This is a genomic window from Krasilnikovia sp. MM14-A1259 (assembly GCF_047159535.1).
In the GTDB taxonomy this organism is placed as follows: domain Bacteria; phylum Actinomycetota; class Actinomycetes; order Mycobacteriales; family Micromonosporaceae; genus Actinoplanes.
Genome location: NZ_BAAGAJ010000002.1, coordinates 3407226 through 3428180, shown reverse-complemented (window position 1 = coordinate 3428180; position 20955 = coordinate 3407226). Strand labels below are relative to the sequence as shown.

At 72.5% G+C, this 20955-nt stretch carries 22 protein-coding genes and 2 pseudogenes; 17 read left to right on the top strand and 7 right to left on the bottom strand.

All coding sequences use genetic code 11. The features are described from left to right. Positions 1 to 78 precede the first annotated feature (78 nt). From ACMCNK_RS15270 to ACMCNK_RS15250, 5 genes are all read left to right on the top strand, one after another. Entirely contained in the window at positions 79 to 759 is a 681-nt protein-coding gene (locus ACMCNK_RS15270; protein ID WP_412740866.1) for a lysophospholipid acyltransferase family protein, read from the top strand. Continuing rightward, positions 756 to 1748 (top strand): NAD(P)H-dependent glycerol-3-phosphate dehydrogenase, encoded by a 993-nt coding sequence (locus ACMCNK_RS15265; protein ID WP_412737071.1) that lies wholly within the window; start codon positions 756 to 758, stop codon positions 1746 to 1748. Before ACMCNK_RS15270 ends, ACMCNK_RS15265 begins: the two co-directional genes overlap by 4 nt. Next, positions 1745 to 2845 (top strand): cystathionine gamma-lyase, encoded by a 1101-nt coding sequence (locus tag ACMCNK_RS15260; protein WP_412737070.1) that lies wholly within the window; start codon positions 1745 to 1747, stop codon positions 2843 to 2845. Before ACMCNK_RS15265 ends, ACMCNK_RS15260 begins: the two co-directional genes overlap by 4 nt. Before the next feature lie 25 nt (positions 2846 to 2870). Continuing rightward, the gene (locus ACMCNK_RS15255) at positions 2871 to 3284 is read left to right on the top strand and encodes a hypothetical protein (RefSeq protein WP_412737069.1); all 414 of its coding nucleotides are present in this window, start codon (positions 2871 to 2873) and stop codon (positions 3282 to 3284) included. A 199-nt stretch (positions 3285 to 3483) separates the two neighbouring features. Next, positions 3484 to 4581, top strand: coding sequence for a D-alanine--D-alanine ligase family protein (locus ACMCNK_RS15250; protein WP_412737068.1), 1098 nt, complete (start codon positions 3484 to 3486; stop codon positions 4579 to 4581). A gap of 57 nt (positions 4582 to 4638) precedes the next feature. On the opposite strand, the gene ACMCNK_RS15245 is transcribed toward ACMCNK_RS15250, so the two are convergent. Continuing rightward, positions 4639 to 5280 (bottom strand): DUF3515 family protein, encoded by a 642-nt coding sequence (locus ACMCNK_RS15245; protein ID WP_412737067.1) that lies wholly within the window; start codon positions 5278 to 5280, stop codon positions 4639 to 4641. A 2-nt stretch (positions 5281 to 5282) separates the two neighbouring features. Continuing rightward, on the bottom strand, positions 5283 to 5516 hold the full coding sequence (locus ACMCNK_RS15240; protein ID WP_412737066.1) for an Lrp/AsnC family transcriptional regulator: 234 nt from the start codon (positions 5514 to 5516) through the stop codon (positions 5283 to 5285). A gap of 97 nt (positions 5517 to 5613) precedes the next feature. Between ACMCNK_RS15240 and ACMCNK_RS15235 the strand changes: the two genes are divergently transcribed. Together ACMCNK_RS15235 and ACMCNK_RS15230 are read left to right on the top strand one after the other, a co-directional pair. Then, on the top strand, positions 5614 to 6552 hold the full coding sequence (locus tag ACMCNK_RS15235; protein ID WP_412737065.1) for a thiamine-phosphate kinase: 939 nt from the start codon (positions 5614 to 5616) through the stop codon (positions 6550 to 6552). A gap of 18 nt (positions 6553 to 6570) precedes the next feature. Next, a complete protein-coding gene (locus ACMCNK_RS15230) occupies positions 6571 to 7029 on the top strand; it encodes a GNAT family N-acetyltransferase (RefSeq protein WP_412737064.1) in 459 nt (152 codons plus the stop codon). A 76-nt stretch (positions 7030 to 7105) separates the two neighbouring features. On the opposite strand, the gene rpmB is transcribed toward ACMCNK_RS15230, so the two are convergent. Next, complete coding sequence (gene rpmB / locus ACMCNK_RS15225; protein WP_026207002.1) at positions 7106 to 7297, bottom strand: 50S ribosomal protein L28; 192 nt, start codon at positions 7295 to 7297, stop codon at positions 7106 to 7108. A gap of 204 nt (positions 7298 to 7501) precedes the next feature. On the opposite strand from rpmB, the gene ACMCNK_RS15220 reads away from it, so the two are divergent. From ACMCNK_RS15220 to ACMCNK_RS15210, 3 genes are read left to right on the top strand one after another with little or no spacing between them, the layout of a single operon-like run. Beyond that, positions 7502 to 9253: a DAK2 domain-containing protein gene (locus ACMCNK_RS15220; protein WP_412737063.1), complete on the top strand. Its 1752-nt coding sequence runs from the start codon at positions 7502 to 7504 to the stop codon at positions 9251 to 9253. Next, entirely contained in the window at positions 9250 to 11454 is a 2205-nt protein-coding gene (recG, locus tag ACMCNK_RS15215; RefSeq protein WP_412737062.1) for an ATP-dependent DNA helicase RecG, read from the top strand. The genes ACMCNK_RS15220 and recG overlap by 4 nt, the downstream gene beginning before the upstream one ends. A 2-nt stretch (positions 11455 to 11456) precedes the next feature. Further along, on the top strand, positions 11457 to 11798 hold the full coding sequence (locus tag ACMCNK_RS15210; protein WP_412737061.1) for a DUF952 domain-containing protein: 342 nt from the start codon (positions 11457 to 11459) through the stop codon (positions 11796 to 11798). Between the two features lie 82 nt (positions 11799 to 11880). On the opposite strand, the gene ACMCNK_RS15205 is transcribed toward ACMCNK_RS15210, so the two are convergent. The 4 genes and pseudogenes from ACMCNK_RS15205 to ACMCNK_RS15190 all read right to left on the bottom strand — a co-directional run bounded on the left by ACMCNK_RS15205 (position 11881) and on the right by ACMCNK_RS15190 (position 16369). Continuing rightward, a complete protein-coding gene (locus tag ACMCNK_RS15205; protein ID WP_412737060.1) occupies positions 11881 to 13359 on the bottom strand; it encodes a cell wall anchor protein in 1479 nt (492 codons plus the stop codon). A 323-nt stretch (positions 13360 to 13682) separates the two neighbouring features. Continuing rightward, positions 13683 to 13808, bottom strand: a pseudogene (locus ACMCNK_RS15200) (LPXTG cell wall anchor domain-containing protein); the annotation flags it as partial. Positions 13809 to 14895: 1087 nt separating this feature from the next. Further along, the gene (locus ACMCNK_RS15195; protein WP_412737059.1) at positions 14896 to 15930 is read right to left on the bottom strand and encodes an LPXTG cell wall anchor domain-containing protein; all 1035 of its coding nucleotides are present in this window, start codon (positions 15928 to 15930) and stop codon (positions 14896 to 14898) included. Positions 15931 to 16180: 250 nt separating this feature from the next. Beyond that, positions 16181 to 16369 carry a hypothetical protein gene (locus ACMCNK_RS15190; protein WP_412737058.1) on the bottom strand — a complete coding sequence of 63 codons (189 nt, stop codon included), beginning with the start codon at positions 16367 to 16369 and terminating at the stop codon, positions 16181 to 16183. Between ACMCNK_RS15190 and rsmD the strand changes: the two genes are divergently transcribed. From rsmD to rnc, 7 genes and pseudogenes are all read left to right on the top strand, one after another. Beyond that, entirely contained in the window at positions 16368 to 16943 is a 576-nt protein-coding gene (rsmD, locus tag ACMCNK_RS15185) for a 16S rRNA (guanine(966)-N(2))-methyltransferase RsmD (protein ID WP_412737057.1), read from the top strand. The genes ACMCNK_RS15190 and rsmD overlap by 2 nt on opposite strands. Then, a complete protein-coding gene (gene coaD / locus ACMCNK_RS15180) occupies positions 16940 to 17419 on the top strand; it encodes a pantetheine-phosphate adenylyltransferase (RefSeq protein WP_412737056.1) in 480 nt (159 codons plus the stop codon). The genes rsmD and coaD overlap by 4 nt, the downstream gene beginning before the upstream one ends. A 119-nt stretch (positions 17420 to 17538) precedes the next feature. Further along, the gene (locus ACMCNK_RS15175) at positions 17539 to 18036 is read left to right on the top strand and encodes a hypothetical protein (protein ID WP_412737055.1); all 498 of its coding nucleotides are present in this window, start codon (positions 17539 to 17541) and stop codon (positions 18034 to 18036) included. Positions 18037 to 18166: 130 nt separating this feature from the next. Next, complete coding sequence (locus ACMCNK_RS15170; protein WP_412737054.1) at positions 18167 to 18730, top strand: YceD family protein; 564 nt, start codon at positions 18167 to 18169, stop codon at positions 18728 to 18730. Between the two features lie 5 nt (positions 18731 to 18735). After that, on the top strand, positions 18736 to 18909 hold the full coding sequence (rpmF, locus tag ACMCNK_RS15165) for a 50S ribosomal protein L32 (RefSeq protein WP_412737053.1): 174 nt from the start codon (positions 18736 to 18738) through the stop codon (positions 18907 to 18909). Between the two features lie 133 nt (positions 18910 to 19042). Beyond that, positions 19043 to 20113, top strand: coding sequence for a phosphate acyltransferase PlsX (locus tag ACMCNK_RS15160; RefSeq protein WP_412740865.1), 1071 nt, complete (start codon positions 19043 to 19045; stop codon positions 20111 to 20113). Beyond that, positions 20103 to 20867 (top strand): annotated as a pseudogene (gene rnc, locus ACMCNK_RS15155) (ribonuclease III); the annotation flags it as partial. The gene ACMCNK_RS15160 and the pseudogene rnc, both read left to right, overlap by 11 nt. Positions 20868 to 20955: the final 88 nt, after the last annotated feature.

The window sequence follows — 20955 nt, the reverse complement described above, 5'->3', positions numbered from 1 at the left end:
CCGCGGAGGCAGGGAGGCGCCGTGGCGCGCAGGCTCGGATTCTGGAAAAGGGTCGCCGTGGGGCTGGCCCTGCCGCCGATGAAGGTCTGGACGAAGCGGACCTGGACCGGCATGGAGAATCTGCCCGCGACCGGTGGCGCCATCATCGTGTGCAACCACCTGTCGCACTTCGACCCGCTGGTGCTCGCCCACTTCATCTTCGGCGCCGGGCGCTGGCCGCAGTTCCTCGGCAAGGCCAGCATCTGGAAGGTGCCCGGGGTCGGTTTCCTGCTCGACAAGGTCGAGCAGATCCCGGTCGAGCGCGGCAGCGTGGAGGCGGTCAAGTCGCTCGACTCGCTCGTCAACGCATTGCGTGCGGGCGGCATCGTCGTCATCTACCCCGAAGGCACCACCACCCGCGAGCCGGACCTGTGGCCGATGCGCGGCAAGACCGGAGCGGCCCGGCTGGCGCTGCTCACCGGCGCGCCGGTCATCCCGATGGCGCTCGACGGCGCGCAACGGGTGTTCGACCCGCGGACCAAGAAGTTCTCCGTGCGCCCGCGCATCCCGGTGCGGGTCACCGCGGGGAAGCCGGTGGACCTCAGCCGCTGGCAGGGCGAGGCGCCGAGCCGTACGGTGCTGGAACAGATGACCGAGGCAATCATGCTGACCGTCCGTGACCTGCTGGGCGAGCTGCGCGGCGCCCCACCACCGCCGCTGTTCCAGCCGGGTGCCCGGCGCAGCGCTGTCACGGACACTCCGGACGGAGGTACGGAATGAAGGCCACGGTCCTGGGCGCCGGCGCCTGGGGTACGGCGTTCGCGAAGGTGCTCGCGGAGGCGGGCGCGGACGTGACGATCTGGGCCCGGCGCGAGGCGGTGGCCCAGGCGATCCGTGAACGGGGCGTCAACGAGGGTTCCCTGCCCGGCATCAAACTGCCCGAGCGGGTCACCGCCACCCACGACCTCCCCGCAGCGCTGGCCGGGGCGGGCGTGGTGTCCATCGCCGTGCCGTCGCAGACGTTGCGCGCCAACCTGGCCGACTGGGCACCGCACATCCCCGCCGACGCCACGCTGGTGTCCCTGATGAAGGGCATCGAGCTGGGCACCACCAAGCGGATGAGCCAGGTCATCGTCGAGACCGCGGGCGTCGACCCGGGCCGCGTCGCGGTCGTCTCCGGGCCCAACCTGGCCCCCGAGATCGCCGCGGAGCAGCCGGCCGCCACGGTCGTCGCGTGCACCGACGAGGAACGGGCCAAGCAGGTGCAGCAGGCCCTCGCGCTGCCGTACCTGCGGCCGTACACCAGCGACGACGTGATCGGGTGCGAGCTGGGTGGCGCGGTGAAGAACGTCATCGCGCTGGCGTACGGCATCGCCACCGCGATGGGGCTGGGCGACAACACGAAAGCGTCGCTGATCACCCGGGGGCTGGCCGAGACCGCGCGGCTGGGCGTCGCGCTGGGCGCCGACCCGCTGACGTTCGCCGGGCTGGCCGGGCTCGGCGATCTCGTCGCCACCTGCTCGTCGCCGCTGTCCCGCAACCGGACGTTCGGCGAGCACCTGGGCCGCGGCGAGTCGCTGGAGGCGGCGCAGGCGTCCACCAAGCAGACCGCGGAAGGCGTCAAGAGCTGCCTGGCGATCCGGGACCTGGCCCGCGCACACGGCGTCGAAATGCCCATCACCGAGCAGGTGGAACGGGTCTGCCACGAGGGCGTGGACCCGCGGGTCGCGGTGAAGCTGCTGATGGGCCGGGAGATGAAACCCGAATGACGTACGGCGACGGCACCCGCGTCGTGCACGCCGGGTTGCCGGCGCCGGAGCCGGACCAGCCGTTCCTGCCGGGGCCGGTGTTCGCGGCGCCGTACCACCTGGATCCGCAGGCCGGGCCGGGCCGCAACGGGTACGGCCGTCCGGACAACCCGACCCGGCGCGCCCTGGAGGACGCCATCGGGGAGCTGGAGGGCGGTGAGGCGCTCGCGTTCGCCAGCGGACAGGCCGCCATCACGGGGCTGCTGCTGGCCACGCTGCGCGCGGGCGACACGGTCGCGTTGCCGTCGGACGGGTACTTCACGGTGCGCGCGTTCGCCGAGGGCACGCTGCGCGACCTGGGGGTCCGTGCCGTGCTGGTGCCCACGGCCGGGCCGTACCCGGCGTTCGAGGGCGTACGGCTCGTGCTGCTGGAGACGCCCGCCAACCCGGGCCTCGACGTGTGCGACATCCGGGCCGTGGCCGCCGCGGCGCACGCTGCGGGTGCACTGGTCGCCGTGGACAACACCACCGCCACCCCGCTCGGGCAGCGTCCGCTGGAGCTCGGCGCCGACGTGGTCGTCGCATCCGGGACGAAGGCGCTCACGGGCCATTCCGATGTCCTGCTCGGGTACGTCGCCACCGCGGATCCGGATCTGCTCGCCCGGATGACCACGTGGCGGGCTCAGACCGGTGGCATCCCCGGTGCGTTCGATGCGTGGCTGGCCCACCGGTCCCTGGCCACGCTGGATCTGCGGCTGTCGCGGCAGAGCACGAACGCGCGGGCGGTGGCGGAACTGCTCGCCGGCCGCCCGGACGTGACCGGCGTGCGCTGGCCCGGACTGCCGGGGGACCCGTCGTACGCCCTGGCCCGCGCGCAGATGGGCCGGATCCCCGGCGTGGTCTCGTTCGATCTCGGCAGTGCCGAGCGGGTGGGCGCGTTCCTCACCGCGTCCCGGCTGGTGTTCGCGGCGACGTCGTTCGGTGGCGTGCACACCTCGGCCGACCGGCGCGCCCAATGGGGTGACGACACCGCCCCCGGCTTCGTGCGGCTGTCCTGCGGCATCGAGGACACCGACGATCTGGTCGCCGACCTGACCGCGGCCCTCGACGCCACGTGACGCGGCGTCCCGCTACGGTGACCGGGTGACAGCTCAGGAGGACCGGCCGGTCGCGGCGACGCCGGACGGCACGGCGCAGTGGGGCAGTTTCACCGGGGATCAGGTCGCGGCGCTGACCCAGGGGACCAGCTTCCTGGCGGAGCCCGGCGAGCGCGACTGCCCGGCCTGCGGCGAGCGCGCGGTGCGGGCGTACCTGAGTGTCCCCGCCCAGGCCCGGCGGCCCACGCTGGTGAGCTACGTATGGTGCTCGGCCTGCCACCGGTTCGTCGGCACCCGGGCTGCGCACCCGGCCGGGGTGATCATCTCCGACCCGCTGGCCGTGCTGTCCGCCGCGCAGCGGCGGGATCTGGAGGGCACCCTGGTCGGCTTTCTCGCCCACCTCGACCGGCTCTGGGACTCGGGCGTGCTGCCCCAATCGTGCACCATCGCGCCATCCTGACCGGGCGGGCCGTTACCAGTAGTGTTGGAAGGATTGACGGTGCGTCCCTTTCATGGTGTTCCTGGCTGCGGGATCGGAGAAACGGCCTACGCAGAGTAGGGTCTCCTCCGGCATGCCGCCCGTGGGTACCTCACGCGCGCGAGCAGGCATCCCGCAGGCGAGAGCCGTGCCCGATCAGCCCCGGATGAGGAGCCCCCCAGTGTCGACCCCTCGCAAGACCCGTGTGGCGCTCGTGTTCGGCGGGCGCAGCACCGAGCACGGCATCTCCTGCGTCAGCGCGGGCAGCATCCTGTCCGCCCTCTCCCCGGACGAGTACGAGGTCGTGCCGGTCGGCATCACCCGGGCGGGCCGCTGGGTCCTGGCCGGTGCCGACCCGGCCCCGCTGGCCATCGCGGACCGCCGCCTGCCCGAGATCACCGCGGCCGCCGGTGCCGCGGTCGTGCTGCCCACCGACCCCACCGCGAACGGGCTGCTGGTGCTCGACCCCGCCGAGGGGGCCACCGCGCTCGCGGACGTCGACGTCGTCTTCCCGGTGCTGCACGGCGCGTACGGCGAGGACGGCACCATCCAGGGGCTGCTGGAGATGGCCGGCATCCCGTACGTGGGGGCGAACGTCTTCGCCTCCGCGGCGGCCATGGACAAGGAGTTCACCAAGAAACTCGCCGCGGCCGAGGGCATCCCGGTCGGGCCGTACGCGGTGCTGCGCGCCGGTGCCTCGCTGTCCGAGGCGGACAAGGAACGACTCGGCCTGCCCGTCTTCGTCAAGCCGTCCCGGGCCGGTTCGTCGCACGGCATCACCAAGGTCAGCGACTGGGCCGACCTGGACGCCGCGGTCGCCGCGGCGCGGCAGATCGACCCCAAGGTGCTCGTCGAGGCGGCCGTGGTGGGCCGCGAGATCGAATGCGGCGTTCTGGAGGGCGAAGCCGGTGGCGTCCCGGAGGCGTCGCTGCTCGCCGAGATCCACGTGAGCGACCACGAGTTCTACGACTTCGAGGCGAAGTATCTCGACGGGACCTCGTCGTACGACATCCCCGCGGACCTGCCCGCCGAGGTGAGCCGCAAGGTGCAGGAGTACGCCTGCCGCACGTTCATCGCGCTGGACTGTGCGGGGCTGGGCCGGGTCGACTTCTTCGTCACGGCGGACCACCAGATCTACCTCAACGAGATCAACACGATGCCGGGGTTCACCCCGACCTCGATGTTCCCGTTGATGTGGGCGGCGACCGGCCTGGAGTACCCGAAGCTGGTGGACCGGCTGATCCGCACCGCCCTGCGCCGCGGCACCGGCCTGCACTGAGCCGCGCGGTCCGCCGGGGCCGCGCACCCAAGCGGCCTCGCCCGGCCCGGCCCGCGCTCAGAGACAGCCGGAGGGGACGCCGGTCGTCCGGGACCGGTCCGTGGCGGCCAGCGGGTCGGAGAACTCGTTGGCCCACTGCGCGGCCTGCGCGTACCCCGCCGGCACCGTGACCTGCACCGGCACGTCGCGGTCCATGGTCGTGAAGACCGGCCCGGCCGGGTCCTGCCGTGCGTACCAGCAGAGGCCGTTCATGTTCAGCAGCTCGGTGTCCAGCGGGACGCAGCCGGCGCCGCCGGCCGGCGTCGCGCACATCGTGGGCTGGGCGACCCCGCACGCCAGCGTGATGGGCGGCTCGCCCCACGCGGCGTTCTGCTGCGGACCGGCGCTCACCGCGCGGGCGGGCAGGTTGCGCACCGCGGCGGGCAGCCGCGACGTGACGCCCTCGCACACCTGCGCGGCGTGCGCGGACAGTGCCGGCGCGGCCATCGCGACCGGGGTGCTCGGCACGGTGGCGGGCGTGCTCGCCGCGGTCGGCCCGGCCGCTTTCGGCTCGGCCCCGGCGCCGCCCAGGACCTGCGTGAAGACCAGGAAACCCACGAGTACGGCGATCGGCACCGCCACCACCGTGGCCCACAGTGCCGCGGTGCGTGTCGTCCGGTCCGGCGCCGCCGGTTCCTCGCGGGTGTCCAGGTCGAGCATGCTCAGAGATTTACCACGGAGCAGGTCAGGGTCCGCGTGATGCCCGGAACGAACTGGACCTTGCTCACAATGAGCTGACCCAGCTCATCGACGTTGTGCGCCTCGGCGAGCACCACCACGTCGTACGGGCCGGTGACCGCGTCGACCCGGACGACTCCGGGGATTTTGTCGATCGCTGCGGCCACGTCACGGGCCTTTCCGACCTCCGTCTGGATGAGGATGTATGCCTGGACCACGATCCGACTCCTCTCCGCCGCTGGCGACCCGAACGTGAAACTACAGCACGGAGCGGCCGGAAAGCGGAATGCCACCGTATGGAAGGGGAATGGCGACGTGAGCATCGCGGAGGCGGGGGAGTTCGGGCTCATCGCCCGGATCGTCGCGCGGCTCGATTTCGGTACGTCGAGCCTGCTCGGCCCGGGCGACGACGCCGCGGTGGTGGCCGCGCCGGACGGCCGCATCGTGGCCAGCACGGACGTGCTCGTGGAGGGCCGGCATTTCCGGCGGGACTGGTCGAGCGCCACGGACGTCGGCCACCGCGCCGCCGCCGCGAACCTGGCCGACATCGCGGCCATGGGCGCCACACCGACCGCGCTGCTGGTCGCGTTGTGCGCGCCGGTCGACCTGGACGTGTCGTGGGCCGAGGAACTGGCCACCGGCCTGTCCGCCGAGGCGGCCAAGGTCGGCGCCGGGGTGGTCGGCGGGGACATGTCGGCCAGCCCCACCCTCACGGTCGCGGTCACCGCGCTCGGCGACCTGGGCGGCCGCGCCCCGGTGCAGCGCAACGGGGCGCAGCCCGGCGACGTGGTCGCGCTCGCCGGGCGCACCGGGTACGCCGCGGGCGGGTACACCGTGCTGTCGCGCGGCTTCCGCACCCCGAAGCTGCTGGTCGAGGCGTACCGGCGGCCCGAGGTGCCGTACGCCGCCGGAGCCACCGCGGCCGAGCTGGGTGCCACCTCGATGATCGACGTCTCCGACGGGCTGCTGCAGGACCTGGGACACGTGGCCACCGCCAGCGTCGTCGGCATCGACCTGCACACCGACGCGTTCGAGATCCCGGACCCGATGCGCGACGCGGCGATCGCGCTCGGCGTCGACCCGTACCAGTGGGTGCTGGGCGGCGGCGACGACCACGCGCTGGCCGCGACGTTCCCGCCCGGGGTGACGCTGCCGCCGGGCTGGCGGGTGGTCGGCGCGGTGCACGAGGGCACCGGGGTGACCGTGGACCGCAAACCGTGGCAGGGCGGCACCGGATGGGACCACTTCCGCTGACGGCTAGGGTGGTCCCCCGTGAGTGAGATCGAGATCCGTCGGGCCCATTTCCAGGCGCCGGACGTGCAGGCGCTCGTCGCGGACGCGCTCGGCGACCTGTCCCAGCGGTACGGCGGGACCGGCGACGACACCCCGATCGGCGACGACGACTTCGAGCCGCCGTCCGGGCTGTTCTTCGCCGCGTACCTGGGGGACGTCCTGGTGGGCTGCGCAGGCTGGCGGGGGCACGGGGGCGACGCCGAGCTCAAGCGCATGTACACCTCCCCGGCGGTGCGGGGCCGCGGGGTGGCCCGGCGGCTGCTCGCGGCGGTGGAGGAGTCGGCGCGGGCCGACGGGCGCAAGCGGGTGATCCTGGAGACCGGAGACCGGCAGCCCGAGGCGATCGCGCTCTACACCTCCGCGGGCTACGAGCGGATCGAGGACTTCGGCTACTACAAGGGTCACGCCGGGGTGCTGTCGTACGCCCGTACGTTGTGATCCGGGTACGCAGCTAGCCGCCGGGTCGGTGACCCGGCGGCTGGGGAAAAGACTGCGGTCTGAGTGGTGGCCCGCGTCAGGCGCGGACGACCTTGCCGGCCTTGATGCAGGACGTGCAGACCTTCAGCTTCTTGGTCGTGCCGCCACCGGCCGGGGTGCGCACCGACTGGATGTTGGGGTTCCAGCGGCGGTTGGTCCGCCGGTGCGAGTGGGACACGTTGTGGCCGAAGCCCGGTCCCTTGCCACAGACGTCGCACACGCTAGCCACGGGATACTCCTGGATTGATTCGCTGAGCTGCCTCGGAGGTCGCCCAGCGCTCACCGCGCGGGCAACCTGGCCAGGCTACCCGATGGGTTCACCCGGCAGCCAATCGGGCCTCCCCCGAGCGCCCGGACGGCCCGGGAAGCGCCTCGCACCCGCGCCTGGTGCCCGACTCGGCGATTTGTCGGTGCCGGTGAGTACGATTTTCGCGTGCTGGACACCCTCGACGACGCCGCGGTCCGCCGCTGGTGTGGCGGCGGGTTGGCCGCCCTGCGCGCCCACCAGCACGAGATCGACGAGCTGAACGTCTACCCGGTGCCCGACGGCGACACCGGCACCAATCTGGTGCTCACGCTCGCCTCCGCCCAGCAGGCGCTGGACGAGCCCGTCGCCGCGGCCGATCCCGCCCAGACCGATCCCGCCCAGACCGATCCCGCCCCGGTGGCCGAGACGATGCGCCGGATGGCGCGCGGGGCGCTGCTCGGTGCCCGGGGCAACTCCGGGGTGATCGTGTCCCAGATCCTGCGCGGCATGGCCGACACGTTCGCCACCGCGGTCGCGGTGCGCGGCGCCGAGCTGGCCCGGGCGCTGCGTACGGCGACCGACGCGGCGTATGCGGCCGTGGCCCGCCCCGTGGAGGGCACGGTGCTGTCGGTGGTCGCGGCGGCGGCCGAGGGCGCGGGCCGGATCGCCTCCGACGACCTGGTGACGACCGCCCGGGCGGCGGCCCGGGCGGCGGCCGAGGCCCTGGCGCGTACCCCGCAGCAGTTGCCCGTGCTGGCGCGGGCCGGGGTGGTGGACGCCGGCGGCCGCGGTCTGGTGCTCCTGCTGGAGGCCCTGGTCGACGCGCTCGACGGCATCGCCGTCCCCGCCGCGTCACCCGACGGGTCCGCGGCGGCGGCCGCCGCCGCGGACCCGGTCGCGGTCACCGGCACCGGCGGCGCAGCGGGGCTCGACGGCGCAGCGCGGCCCGACAGCGCGGCGGGGCTCGACGGGGTCGCCGGGCTGAGTGTCCTCGCCGCGCACGAGGCCGAGTCCGCGTTCGAGTACGAGGTGCAGTACCTGCTGGATGCCGAGCCGGCCGCCGTGGCCCGGCTGCGCGCCACGCTGGCCGATCTGGGCGACTCGCTGGTCGTGGTCGGCACCGGCGACGGCGCCCCACCCACGTGGAACGTGCACGTGCACGTCGACGACATCGGCGCGGCGATCGAGGCGGGCGTCGCGGCCGGCCGGCCGCACCGCATCACGGTGACCCGGCTGGAGGAGCGGGTGCCCACGGCCCCGGCACTCCCGCCGGCCGTGCCCGACCCGGACGGGCGCGGCGCGGTCGTGGTGGCCGCGGGCGAGGGCCTGACCGCGCTGTTCGCCGCCGAGGGAGCGGTCGTGGTGGGCCGTAACCCGTCCACCGCGGGGATGCTCGCCGCCATCGGGCAGACCGGGGCGCCGCGGGTGGTGCTGCTGCCCAACGACGCCAACACCCACGCGGTCGCGAATTCGGCCGCCCGGGAGGCCGCCGCGGGCGGGGTCCGGGTCAGCGTGGTGCCGACCCGTTCGCCCGTGCAGGCACTGGCCGCGCTGGCGGTCCGGGACCGCCAGCGGCGCTTCGCGGACGACGTGATCGCGATGGCGGAGGCGGCCGGCGCCTGCCGGTACGGCGAGGTGTGCACCGCCGGCCGGGAGGCGTTCACCGTGGCGGGTCGCTGCCGTCCGGGCGACCTGCTCGGGCTCGTCGACGGCGAGGTGCACATCATCGGCGACGATCTGGAGGCCGTCTCCACGCAGCTCGTCGACCGGATGCTCGGCGGCGGCGGCGAGCTGGTCACGCTGGTGCTGGGCGCGGCCGCCCCGGTGGAGCTGGACCTGACGCTGCGTTCCCACGTCGGCCACCACTGGCCGTTCGTCGAGGTGCAGCTCTACACCGGTGGGCAGCCCCGCTACCACCTGCTCGTGGGGGTGGAATGACCGACACGAGCACCGAGGTCACGACCGCCACCCCGCTGCGTCAGGTGGTGGGGGAGAAGACCGCGAAGGCGCTGGCCGACCACCTCGACCTGCACACCGCCGGCGACCTCGTCTACCACTTCCCGCGCCGCTACGACCAGCGCGGCGAGCACACCGACCTGCGGGCGCTCACGGTGGGCGAGCAGGTCACGCTGCTCGCCCAGGTGCAGAGCGCGACGGTACGGCCGATGCGCGCCCGCAAGGGCACCATGCTGGAGATCAGCATCGGGGACGGTTCCGGTGCGACCCTCACGTGCACGTTCTTCAACCAGGCATGGCGCGAGCGGGATCTGCGCCGCGGCCGGTGGGGCTTGTTCGCGGGAAAGGTGACCGAGTTCCGCGGCAAGCGCCAGCTCAACGGACCCGCGTACCAACTGCTGCGGGCGGACGCCTCGCAGGACGAGGCGGCCGAGGAGATCGAGGAGTTCGCGGGCGCGCTGATCCCGGTCTACCCGGCGACGGCCGCGGTGCCCACCTGGGTCGTCGCCAGATGCGTGCGCACCCTGCTGGACACGTTCCAGCCGCCGGAGGATCCGCTGCCTGCCGCGGTGCGGGCCGGCCGCAACCTGATCGGCCTCGGTGCGGCGCTACGCGAGATCCACCGGCCCAGCTCTCAGGAGGACCTGTACCGGGCACGGCACCGGCTGAAATGGGACGAGGCGTTCGCCGTACAGCTGACTCTCGCGCAGCGGCGGGCCCGGGCGGCCGAGTTCCCGGCGCGGGCCCGGTCACGCACGGACGCCGGGCTGCTCGCGGCGTTCGACGCGGCCCTGCCGTACGAGCTGACCGAGGGTCAGAGCCGGGTCGGCGAGGAGATCGCCGCCGACCTGGGCCGGGCGCACCCGATGCACCGGCTGCTGCAGGGCGAGGTCGGGTCCGGCAAGACGCTGGTCGCGGTGCGGGCCATGCTGCAGGTGGTGGATGCGGGCGGCCAGGCGGCCCTGCTCGCCCCGACCGAGGTGCTGGCGACCCAGCATCACCGCAGCATCGGCGCGCAGCTCGGCGCGCTCGGCCGGGCCGGTGAGCTGGACGGTGACTCGCGCGGCACCCGGCTGACCCTGGTCACCGGTTCGCTCGGGGCCGCGGCCCGCCGCGCCGCACTGGCCGAGGTGTCCGCCGGGACGGCCGGGATCGTGGTCGGCACCCACGCGCTGCTGTACGAGGGGGTCGACTTCCACGACCTCGGCCTGGTCGTGGTGGACGAGCAGCACCGATTCGGCGTGGAGCAGCGCGATGCGTTGCGGGCCAAGGCGGCGCAGCCGCCGCACGTGCTGGTGATGACCGCGACCCCGATCCCCCGGACGGTCGCCATGACGGTGTACGGCGACCTGGAGACCTCGACGCTGTCCCAGCTTCCGCGGGGTCGCTCGCCGATCGCCTCGCACGTGGTTCCGGCCGCGGAGAAACCCGCGTACCGGGATCGGGCGTGGCAGCGGCTGCGCGAGGAGGTGCAGGCCGGCCACCAGGCGTACGTGGTGTGCCCGCGGATCGGGGAGGCCACCGGCGACGAGGACGAGGAGCCGCCCGGCGACACCGAGTCCGCGCGGCGCCCCCCACTCGCGGTGACGGAGGTGGCGCCGCTGCTCGCGGAGGGCCCGCTGTCCGGTCTGCGGATCGGGGTTCTGCACGGTCGCCTGCCCGCGGAGGAGAAGGACGCGGTGATGCGCCGCTTCGCCGCGGCCGAGCTGGATGTGCTGGTCGCCACGACGGTCATCGAGGTGGGCGTGGACGTCCCGAACGCCACCGTGATGATCATCCTGGATGCGGACCGGTTCGGCGTCTCCCAGCTGCATCAGCTGCGCGGCCGGGTGGGCCGGGGCGCTGCGGCAGGGATCTGCTTGCTGGTCACGGAGGCGGTCGAGGGTTCACCGGCGCGGGAGCGGCTGGACGCGGTCGCGTCCACGACGGACGGTTTCAAGCTCGCCGAGCTCGACCTGGAGCAGCGGCGCGAGGGCGATGTGCTGGGGGCGTCCCAGTCCGGGCGGCACTCACACCTGCGGCTGCTGTCGCTGCTGCGCGACGCGAAGCTCATCACGGAGGCCCGGGCCGAGGCGACCGAGCTGGTCGGCGACGACCCGGACCTGTCCCGGCATCCGGCCCTGGCCGCGTCGGTGGCCGCGCTGGTCGACGAGGAGCGCGCCGAGTTCCTGGAGAAAGGCTGACCATGCTGCTGCACTTCTGCGGTCGCGCCGACTGGGCGGCGGCCGTCGCCGCAGGCTCCTACGCCGCGGACACGCTCGCGACCGAGGGGTTCATCCACTGTTCCACGGCCGCGCAGGTCCACATCCCCGCGAACGCGATCGCCCGGGGCCGTACCGACCTGGTGTTGTTGCATGTGGACGAGTCTCGGCTGCCGTCGCCCCCGGTGTGGGAGCCGGGCATCCCGGCCCACCCGGACGGCATGCTGTTCCCGCACGTGTACGGCCCGATCCCGGTGGACGCGGTGGTCGCGGTGACCGACTTCCCACCCGCCCCGGACGGCTCGTTCCCACCGCTGGAGTCCTGACCCGGCCCGACGCGCCCCCATCCCTGGTGATGCGGTGGGCGGTCCCGCCCCGGCGGCGTCAGCGCCGGGGCGGAGTCGCGGATCAGGCGGTGAAGGTCACCCGGCGCCGGCGGGCCAGGAAGAACAGCACCCCGCCGATGGCCAGCAGGGCCGCCGCGCCACCGGCGATCGTGCCCGCCGCGGCGCCGGTCACCGGCAGCCCACCGCCGGCACCCTCGCCGCCGCAGACGACCTTGCCGAGCGTGGCCTTGATGGATTCCACGTCGAGGCCGGGGAAGTCCACGGTGGCGTGCTTGTCCTTGCCCAGGGCGAAGGTGGTCTTCTCCGAGGTGCCGGACGCGACCGTCACGGACTTGACCTCGTCACCGTACGTGATCTTCGCGGTGACCGGGGTGACGCCCTTGGGGTTCTGCACCGTGATCGCGACGGTGTCGCAGTCGTTCTCCTCGACGACCGTGGGCAGGGCGCAGTCGCCCGGGTTCTCCCACGCGTACGTCGTGGTCTTGAATCCGTCCGCGCTCACCGTGACCTGGCCCGCTCCGGCCGGGATCGTGATGTTCTCGGCCTTGCCCGCGCCGACCGTGACCGTCTTGGTGACGTTGCCGGCCTGGACCTTGAAGTCGACCGGGTAGCGGCTGATCACGCCGTTGTTGCTGAGGCTGACCGTGATGGTGCCGTCGCACTGCGGGACGGTCGCGACGGCCGGCTGCTGGCAGGCCTGCTTGCCGCCGTTGAACCAGGCCGGCTTGCCGACCGAGCGGTGGCCCGTACCGGTCGGGCTGCCCAGCTTCTTGTCGCCGTACCGGGGGCCGTCGGCGGTGATCTCGGCGATGATGTCCTTCTCGGAGCCGAAGAACAGGTCGACCTGGGTGTTGCAGTCCGGCACCTTGACCTCGAGGTCGGCGCGGGGATGGTCGGTGGTGATCACCGCGGAGGCGTGGTCGAACTCGAACTGCGGCACGGAGAACTCCGGGCGCGGCGCGACGTAGGAGACCAGCGTGACCGGCTCGCCCTCGCACAGCTTGATGCCCTCGTCGAGGGTCACCGTGGCGGTGGACTTGCCGTTCTCCACACCGAACTCGTGGTGGAACGCGGCCTTGTCGGCGCTGACGCAGGTCGGCGCGGGCGGGGTGCACTTCTCGTCGAAGTGCAGCCGGGCCGAGTTGTTCCGGTCGGTGTAGGTGTCCTCCCACCGGGCCGTGAACGAGATCGAGGCGTCGGTGGTGTCGCCCGGCGCGTTCTGCGTGAACGCAACCTGGCCGTCGACGCCGTACGAGTGCCGCGGGATGACGACGCCGTCCTTGAGCTGGACGTGGTCGGCGGTCTCCGCGATGTCACCGGGGGCCAGAGCGAGGTCGCCGACCGTGGCGTCGCCACCCCAGTCGTTGGTGAGCGTCCAGGTGATGTCGCGCTTGCCGGTGCTCGGGTTGCAGACGGAATCGCCCTTGACGCTGCTGGCGTGGGCGCTGGCCGGCGCGGCGGTGACCGCCAGCCCGGCCAGGCCGAGGAGGGCACCCGCGAGGACGGTCGCGGTGCGGTGGAGCGAGGTCTTGACGTTCAACGCCAACTCCTGACGGGGGAACCGAGGGGGATGCGGCACGAGGGAAGGCGATGGCATGCAGAAAGGGCTGCTGAGCTGCGGCGACGCCTCTCCACGTCGTCGTGTCGTCGGCGTACCGGCGAACGCGCGGCCTGACAGTAACTACTGAGGAGTCCTTATGGAACAGCTCAGCCGGGCCTAAAGATCTTGATGCCGTTCCGAGATTTTCGATTCACCCACGGCCAGATTGCGGCTGCGTTGGGTGGGGACGGACGATGTCTCCGCATAGGACAAAAAGGGGCGTACCGGCGGACCGGTACGCCCCTTTCCTGGAGAAATCAGGATCAGGCGGTGAACTTCACCTTGCGCCGGCGCGCCAGGAAGAACAGCACGCCACCGATCGCGAGCAGCGCCGCCGCGCCCGCGGCGATCGTGCCCGCGGCCGCACCGGTCACCGGCAGGCCGCCGCCGTTGCCGTTGCTCTTGCAGTTCTCCGGCAGCTGGTACGTGACCGTCTCAGCCGGCGTCGTGTAGCCCTTGACGCTGAGGCTGAGCTTGAGCTGGAAACCCGGGGTGGCGCTGAACTTCTCCACCTTGCGGTCGCCCGGCTTGAAGACGGTGTTCCGCTTCTCGCCCTTGCTGGTCGTGATGTGGAGCGTGAACTCCAGGCCGTTCTTGGGGTTGTCGAAGCCGATCGTGATCGTGCTGCAGTCCGCCTCGATGACCGGTGCCGGCTCGGCCGGTTCCGCCGGCTTGGTCGGCGGGGTCGACGGCTTGGTCGGGGGCGTCGACGGGGCGCACTTCTGGGTGGGCTTGGCGACCCTGCCCGTCTTGTCCGCGTTGATGTCGTTGCCGTTGCGGATCCAGTGCGCGCCGACGGTCAGCGAGGCGTACGCGGCATCCTTGGTCAGCGTCTGCGTGCCCGACAGTGCGCCCTCGCCGGACTTGGGCAGGACGTCCTTGATGTTGATCCCGGTGAACGTGCCGTCCGGGCCGGCCGTCACGCTGGTGATGTCGCCCTGAAGGTCGTATTCGCTGTTGGTGACGGTCCAGGCGACAGTCCAGGTGCCGTCGTCCTTGACGCAGGACGGTGTTCCGGAGACTTCGGGGTGGTGGGCGCTGGCGGGGGCGGCGAACGCCATGACCCCGGCAAGCCCGAGAACGGTGCCGGCCAGTGCGGCCGTGCTGCGACGCAGCGGCGACTTGAACAGCTTCACGCGTACTCCTGTGGTGATGAGGAGAGAGGGGTACGGGGTCGCGGAGCTCAGCGATGGTCGCGGGTGGACGGTGCCCGCGACGACGCCTCCCCACGTCGTCGTGTCGCCGGCGTTTCGGCGCCACAGGGGCATGACCATAGCCACTGCCCACCCGCTGGGGAACCGCTCAGCGGACCTTAAGGTTGTTGATGCGTCCCCGAGACCTTTGCTCCACTGAGTGCAGTGCCATCGATGCTCCGCGTATCGATGGTTCCCTCGTTCGGGGTGGCACCGGACAACGAAAGGGGCGCGCCGACCCAAATCAGGTCGACGCGCCCCTTCGCTACGCGTGGGTGCGTTGTCAGGCGGTGAACTTAACCTTGCGACGGCGCGCCAGGAAGAACAGCACACCACCGGCCGCCAGCAGGGCAGCCGCCCCGCCCGCGATCGTGCCGGCCGCGGCACCGGTCAGCGGCAGGCCGCCGCCGGCGCCGCCGCCCTGGGTGTCGCAGTCGGCCGGCTTGGTGTACGGGATCGTCTCGGTGTCCGACTCGTAACCCTTGACGCTGACCTTCAGCGAGAAGCCCGGGGTGGCGCTGAACTTCTCCACCTTGCGCTCACCCGGCTTGATGACGGTGTCGCGCGTCTCGCCCTTGCTGGTCACGAAGTGCAGCGGGATCTCGATGCCGTTGGCCGGGTTGTCCAGGCCGATCGTCAGCGAGGTGCAGTCCATCTCCAGGATCGGGTTCGGCTCGCCCGCCTCCGGCTGCGGCACCGGCGGCACCGTCGGACTGGTCGGCGGGGTGCTGCTGGGCGGCGTGCTGCTCGGGGGGGTGCTGCTGGGCGGCGTGCTGCTCGGGGGGGTGCTGCTCGGGGGGGTGCTGCTGGGCGGCGTGCTGCTCGGCGGGGTGCTGCTGGGCGGCGTGCTGCTCGGCGGGGTGCTGCTCGGCGGGATCACCGGCGGGACACACGTCGCGGGCCGGGCCACCACGGCCTCGGCGGGCTTGTAGTTGACGTAGCCGTCGGCCCACTTCAGGTAGACCTCAATGTGGACCGAGTCGACATTCGCCGCGACCGTGGAGGAACCGGGCACCCGGTACGCCAGCTGGTAGGCCGAGTACTTCGGGATGACCCGGTCCTTGTCGGTGATCTTGCCCTCGAGGGTCACCTGCGGGTCCAGCTTGATCTCGCGCACCCAGGCCTTGAGGCGGAAGTCGTTGCCGAACAGCCAGTCGATCTTCCAGCTACCGTCCTTCAGGCAGGACGCCTTGCCGGTGACCGAAGGTGCGTGGGCGCTGGCGGGCGCGGCGTTGAACGCCACTGCTCCGACGATGCCGATGAACGCACCAGCCAGGGCGGCCGTTGTACGGCGCAGCCGGGAGTCGAACAGGTTCACGCGTACTCCTGTGTTGGGGGCCAGAGGGGTACGACACGAGGAGTCCCGGCGGTCACCCGCGACGGCGCCTCCTCGCGCCGTCGTGTCGGGGTCCACCGCCGACACGGCCGCTTGACCATAGCCATTTCGATCGATTCCGAAAGGTCCTCAGCGTCCGTAGAGGATCTCGATACACATCCGAGATCTTCCAGACCTCGATCGGATCGGCGTCGATACGTTCCGTGTATCGCCGTCAACGTCGCCGGACCGTTCACCCGTGCCCCGGGGGCGGCCCGACGGGCGGGCCGCGCGGCGCCGTGCCGGGCGCCGGAGCCCGGCACGGCAGCGTGTCGCGGACGTTCTTGACGGGGACGCCGGCGCCGATCGCCAGCGCCTGCACGACCGGTCCAGCGGTGCAGTAGCGTCGGACCGGTAGCCGTAGACCCGCGAGAGGGGCCATGACCAGGATCATCGCCGGCGCCCACGGCGGCCGCCGGCTGGCCGCACCGCCCGGAGCGCAGACCCGGCCGACGTCCGACCGAGTCCGGGAGGCGTTCTTCAGCTCGATCGAGACCTTGACGGATCTCGACGGGGCCCGGTTCGCCGACCTGTACGCGGGATCCGGGGCCGTGGGCCTCGAGGCGCTGTCCCGCGGGGCGACGTTCGCGCTGCTGGTCGAGGCGGACGCCCGGGCCGCCCGGATCATCCGCGACAACATCGTGGCGCTGCGTGTCGGTGCCGCGGCGCGGCTGGTCACGGGCAAGGTCGCCCAGGTGCTCGCGACGCCACCCGAGGGTGGGCCGTTCGACGTGGTGTTCGCCGACCCGCCGTACGCGCTGGACGACCGGGAGCTCGCCGAGATGCAGCAGGCGCTGGTGACCAACGGCTGGCTCGCGCCGGACGCGGTGGTCGCGATCGAGCGCTCGACCCGTACGGCGGTGCGTGGCGCACCACTGGCCTGGGTGGACGGGATCGCCGCGGAGCGCAGCCGCCGCTACGGCGAGACCACACTTTGGTACGGTCGCCGATCATGAGACGTGCGGTCTGTCCCGGCTCCTTCGACCCGGTGACCAACGGGCATCTGGACATCTTCGGCCGAGCGAGCCGGCTGTTCGACGAGGTGATCGTCGGAGTCCTGATCAACCAGTCCAAAAGCGGTCTGTTCTCCGTCGAGGAACGGATGGAGATGCTGCGCGAGGCGACCGCGGCGTACGGCAACGTCCGGGTCGAGTCGTTCCAGGGTTTACTGGTCGACTTCTGCCGTGACCAGCACGCGGCGGTGATCGTCAAGGGCCTGCGGGCGGTCAGCGACTTCGACTACGAGCTGAAGATGGCGCAGATGAACATCGGCCTGTCCGGTGTCGAGACGCTGTTCATGCCGACCAATCCGCTCTATTCATTTCTCTCGTCCAGCCTGGTCAAGGACGTCGTCAAGTGGGGCGGCGACGTGTCGGCGTACGTGCCCGACGTGGTGGTCGACCGGCTGCAGTCCCGCTTCGGGCAGGACTGAGGGCGACCCGACGCGCCGAGCGCGGTCGAGCGGACGAGGCACTCCCCGCCTCATCATTAACGGCAGTAACGTGTCCACACCACGCACCGTGGGTGCGAGTCGACAGGAGTGAGGCGCCGGTGGATCCGCTGGACCGCATCGACGAGATCATCGCCATGGTGGAGGCCGCGCGCTCCGTGCCGATGTCGCGGACCAACTTCCTGTTCGACCGTGCCGAGATGATCGCCCTGCTCGACGAGCTGCGGGCTGAGCTGCCGGGCGACATCCGCCGGGCGGTGGCGCTGCTGGAGGAGCGCGACAAGATCATCGATGCGGGCAAGCGCGAGGCCGACCGGATCATCGGCGAGGGGGAGACCGAGCACGCCCGGCTCGTCTCCGTCAACGAGATCACGGTGTCGGCCGAGCACGAGGCGGCCCGGATCATCGCGGATGCCCGCTCCGAGGCGCAGCGGCTGCGCGAGGAGGTCGACGACTACGTCGACACCGCGCTGGCCAACTTCGAGCAGTTCCTCACCCGCGCGCTCGCGTCGATCGAGCGAGGCCGGGACAAGATGCATGCGCTGCGCGAGATCGGCACGTTCCAGGGCGAGGACGCCGAACGCCCGCTGCCGTTCTGACCCGGTTCGACGTCCGGCCGCCAGCTCAGGTAATCTTTCGTGTCGGCCTGCACGGGCCGGAGTTTCAGCACGCCCGAAACAAGTCAGTCCCGAAGTGCCCCAGTTCGGAAGACAAGCTCAGCACCCCACCATGCCCAAGCATTCGCAGAGCCACCTCGATCCCAGGCAGCCGCTGGTCGTCGACACGACGAAGCTCCCGCGCCAGCCTGGGGCGACGCGTACCCTGCAGCGGGTGGTGTCGGCGCCGGTGGATCTCGGGCTGGAGCTGATTCAGGTTCCCCAGGGTTCTGACCTCGAGCTCGATCTGAGCCTGACTTCGGTGTCCGAGGGCGTCTACGTCAGCGGCGCGGTCCGTGGCTCGCTGGCCGGTGAGTGCGGGCGCTGCCTGAACCCGATCACCGAGTCGTTCGACGTGCCCATCGCGGAGCTTTTCGCGTACGCGGACAGCACCACGGAGGAGACCACCGACGACGACGAGGTCGGCCGCATGCAGGGCGACCTGATCGACCTGGAACCGGCGGTCCGGGATGCGGTGGTGCTCACACTGCCGACCAACCCGGTCTGCCGGCCGGACTGCCCAGGGTTGTGCCCCGAGTGCGGGGTGCATCTCGACGACCTCCCGGCCGGCCACGGCCACGAGGACGTGGATCCCCGCTGGGCTGCTTTGCGCAACCTGTCAAAAACTGAGGAGTAGGTACCGTGGCCGTCCCCAAGCGCAAGATGTCGCGCAGCAACACCCGTTCGCGCCGGGCGAACTGGAAGGCGACCGCGGTCTCGACCGTGGCGTGCCCCCAGTGCAAGTCGCCGAAGCTGCCGCACGCGGCCTGCACGGTCTGCGGCACCTACAACGGGCGCCAGGTCCTCGAGGTCTGAGTCGCCAGGAGTGACACGCCCGGACACCGGGCGGGTCGCGCCTGAGCGGCGGCGATCGTCCGGTGCTCCGGCATCCGGGCAGACCGGTGAGGGCTTCCTCGCCGGTGCTGCCCCGGGGCCGGGCACCGCGCGGATCGCCGTCGACCTCCTCGGCGGGGACCATGCTCCCGCCGTCGTGGTTGACGGCGCTCTGCGCGCCTGCCAGGCCGACCCGGCCCTGAAGCTTCTGCTCGTCGGCCCGCTCGATGCGGCCGGCGCGGTGAGCGCTGCCCTGGCACCAGCCGACCGCGCCCGGGTCAGCGTCCTCACCCCGGGCGACCGCCCCGACCTCGCCCGCGGTAGCAACCCCTGGACCCGTCGCTCGACCGCTGCGAGCGGGGCCGGGCCCGACAGGCCCGCGATCGCCCCGCCCGCTGCGGGCCGGGACGCGTCCGATGGGCGCGTCGCGGACCCGCCCGCCGAGAGCTGGGTCGAGTCGGGGGTGCGCGCGGCCGTGCTCGCGGTCGCGCAGGGCCAGGCGGACGCGGTCGTGTCCGCGGGCCACACCGGCGCCACGGTCACCTCTGCGGCGCTCGGCCTCGGACGCTGGCCAGGGGTACGCCGGCCCGCGCTGGCCGCCGTCCTGCCCACCGCCGCGGGGCGGCTCGTGCTGCTGGACGTGGGCGCGTCGATCGACCCCGACGAGCCGACCCTCGGCATGCACGCGCGGCTCGGCGCCGCGTACGCCGCCGTGGTGCACGGCACGGACCGGCCCAGGGTCGGACTGCTCACCATCGGCACCGAGCGAGGCAAGGGCGACCGGCTGCGGCGCGCCGCCCCGGCCGTGCTCGCCGGGCTGGACCTGCCCGCCGGGGCCCGGTACATCGGGCTGGTGGAAGGCAACGACGTGGTCCACGGCGCGGGCACCGACGTCGTGGTGACCGACGGCTTCACCGGAAACATCCTGCTCAAGGGCCTGGAAACCGCGTACGCGCTGTCCGGCCCGCCCACGGCACCCGGCGCCGGGCCGGTGTCGCGTACCGATCTGCCGCCGAGGGCGGCCGTCCTGCTCGGCGTCGCCGGCACGGTCGTGGTGTGCCACGGCGCTGCAGGCCCCGACGACCTGGCCGCGGGCATCGCCCTGGCGGCCACCCTGCATCGCCGCGCCGCCGCGTCGGCCATCGCCGCAATGATCCCGCACAGCGAGGTGACCCATGACCTATGAGAAACGTCGCCGGCCTTCCACCGCACCGCTGGAGGAGGCGTTCGGGGTGACCCTGGACGCCGACCTGCTGGGCCGCGCCCTCACCCACCGCTCGTACGCGTACGAGAACGGGGGTCTGCCCACCAACGAGCGCCTGGAGTTCCTCGGCGACTCGGTGCTCGGCGTGGTGATCACCTCGGCGCTGTTCCACAACCACCCCGACCTGCCGGAAGGGCAGCTCGCCAAGCTGCGCGCCAGCGTGGTGAACATGCACGCGCTCGCGGACGTCGCCCGGTCGCTCGGTGCGCAGGGACTGGGCCCGCACCTGCTGCTGGGCAAGGGCGAGGAGACCACCGGAGGCCGGGACAAGGCGAGCATCCTCGCGGACACGCTGGAGGCGCTGCTCGGCGCGATCTACCTGGAGCACGGGCTGGACGCCGCGTCCGAGGTGATCCACCGGCTGTTCGATCCCCTGATGGCGGAGTCCGCTGGGCGCGGCGCGGCCCTGGATTGGAAGACCAGCCTGCAGGAACTGACGGCCGCGCTGGGGCTGGGCGTGCCGGATTACCTCATCGACGATTCCGGCCCGGACCATGCCAAGACGTTCACGGCCTGGGTCGTGGTGGCCGGGGAGCGGTACGGCGGGTCCGACGGGCGCAGCAAGAAGCAGGCCGAGCAGCGGGCGGCGGCCGCGGCGTGGCGCACGCTGACCGAGCGGGCTGAGGCGCAGACCCCGCCACCCGCGGTCGCCGGGGGCGGCCACGCGAACCCCGCGCAGATCCGCGCCGCTGCGACAGGCGGATCCGGTCCCGACCGGGCCGCCGACCACGCGGAAGGGGACGGTCGCGCGGAGCGGTCGGGCC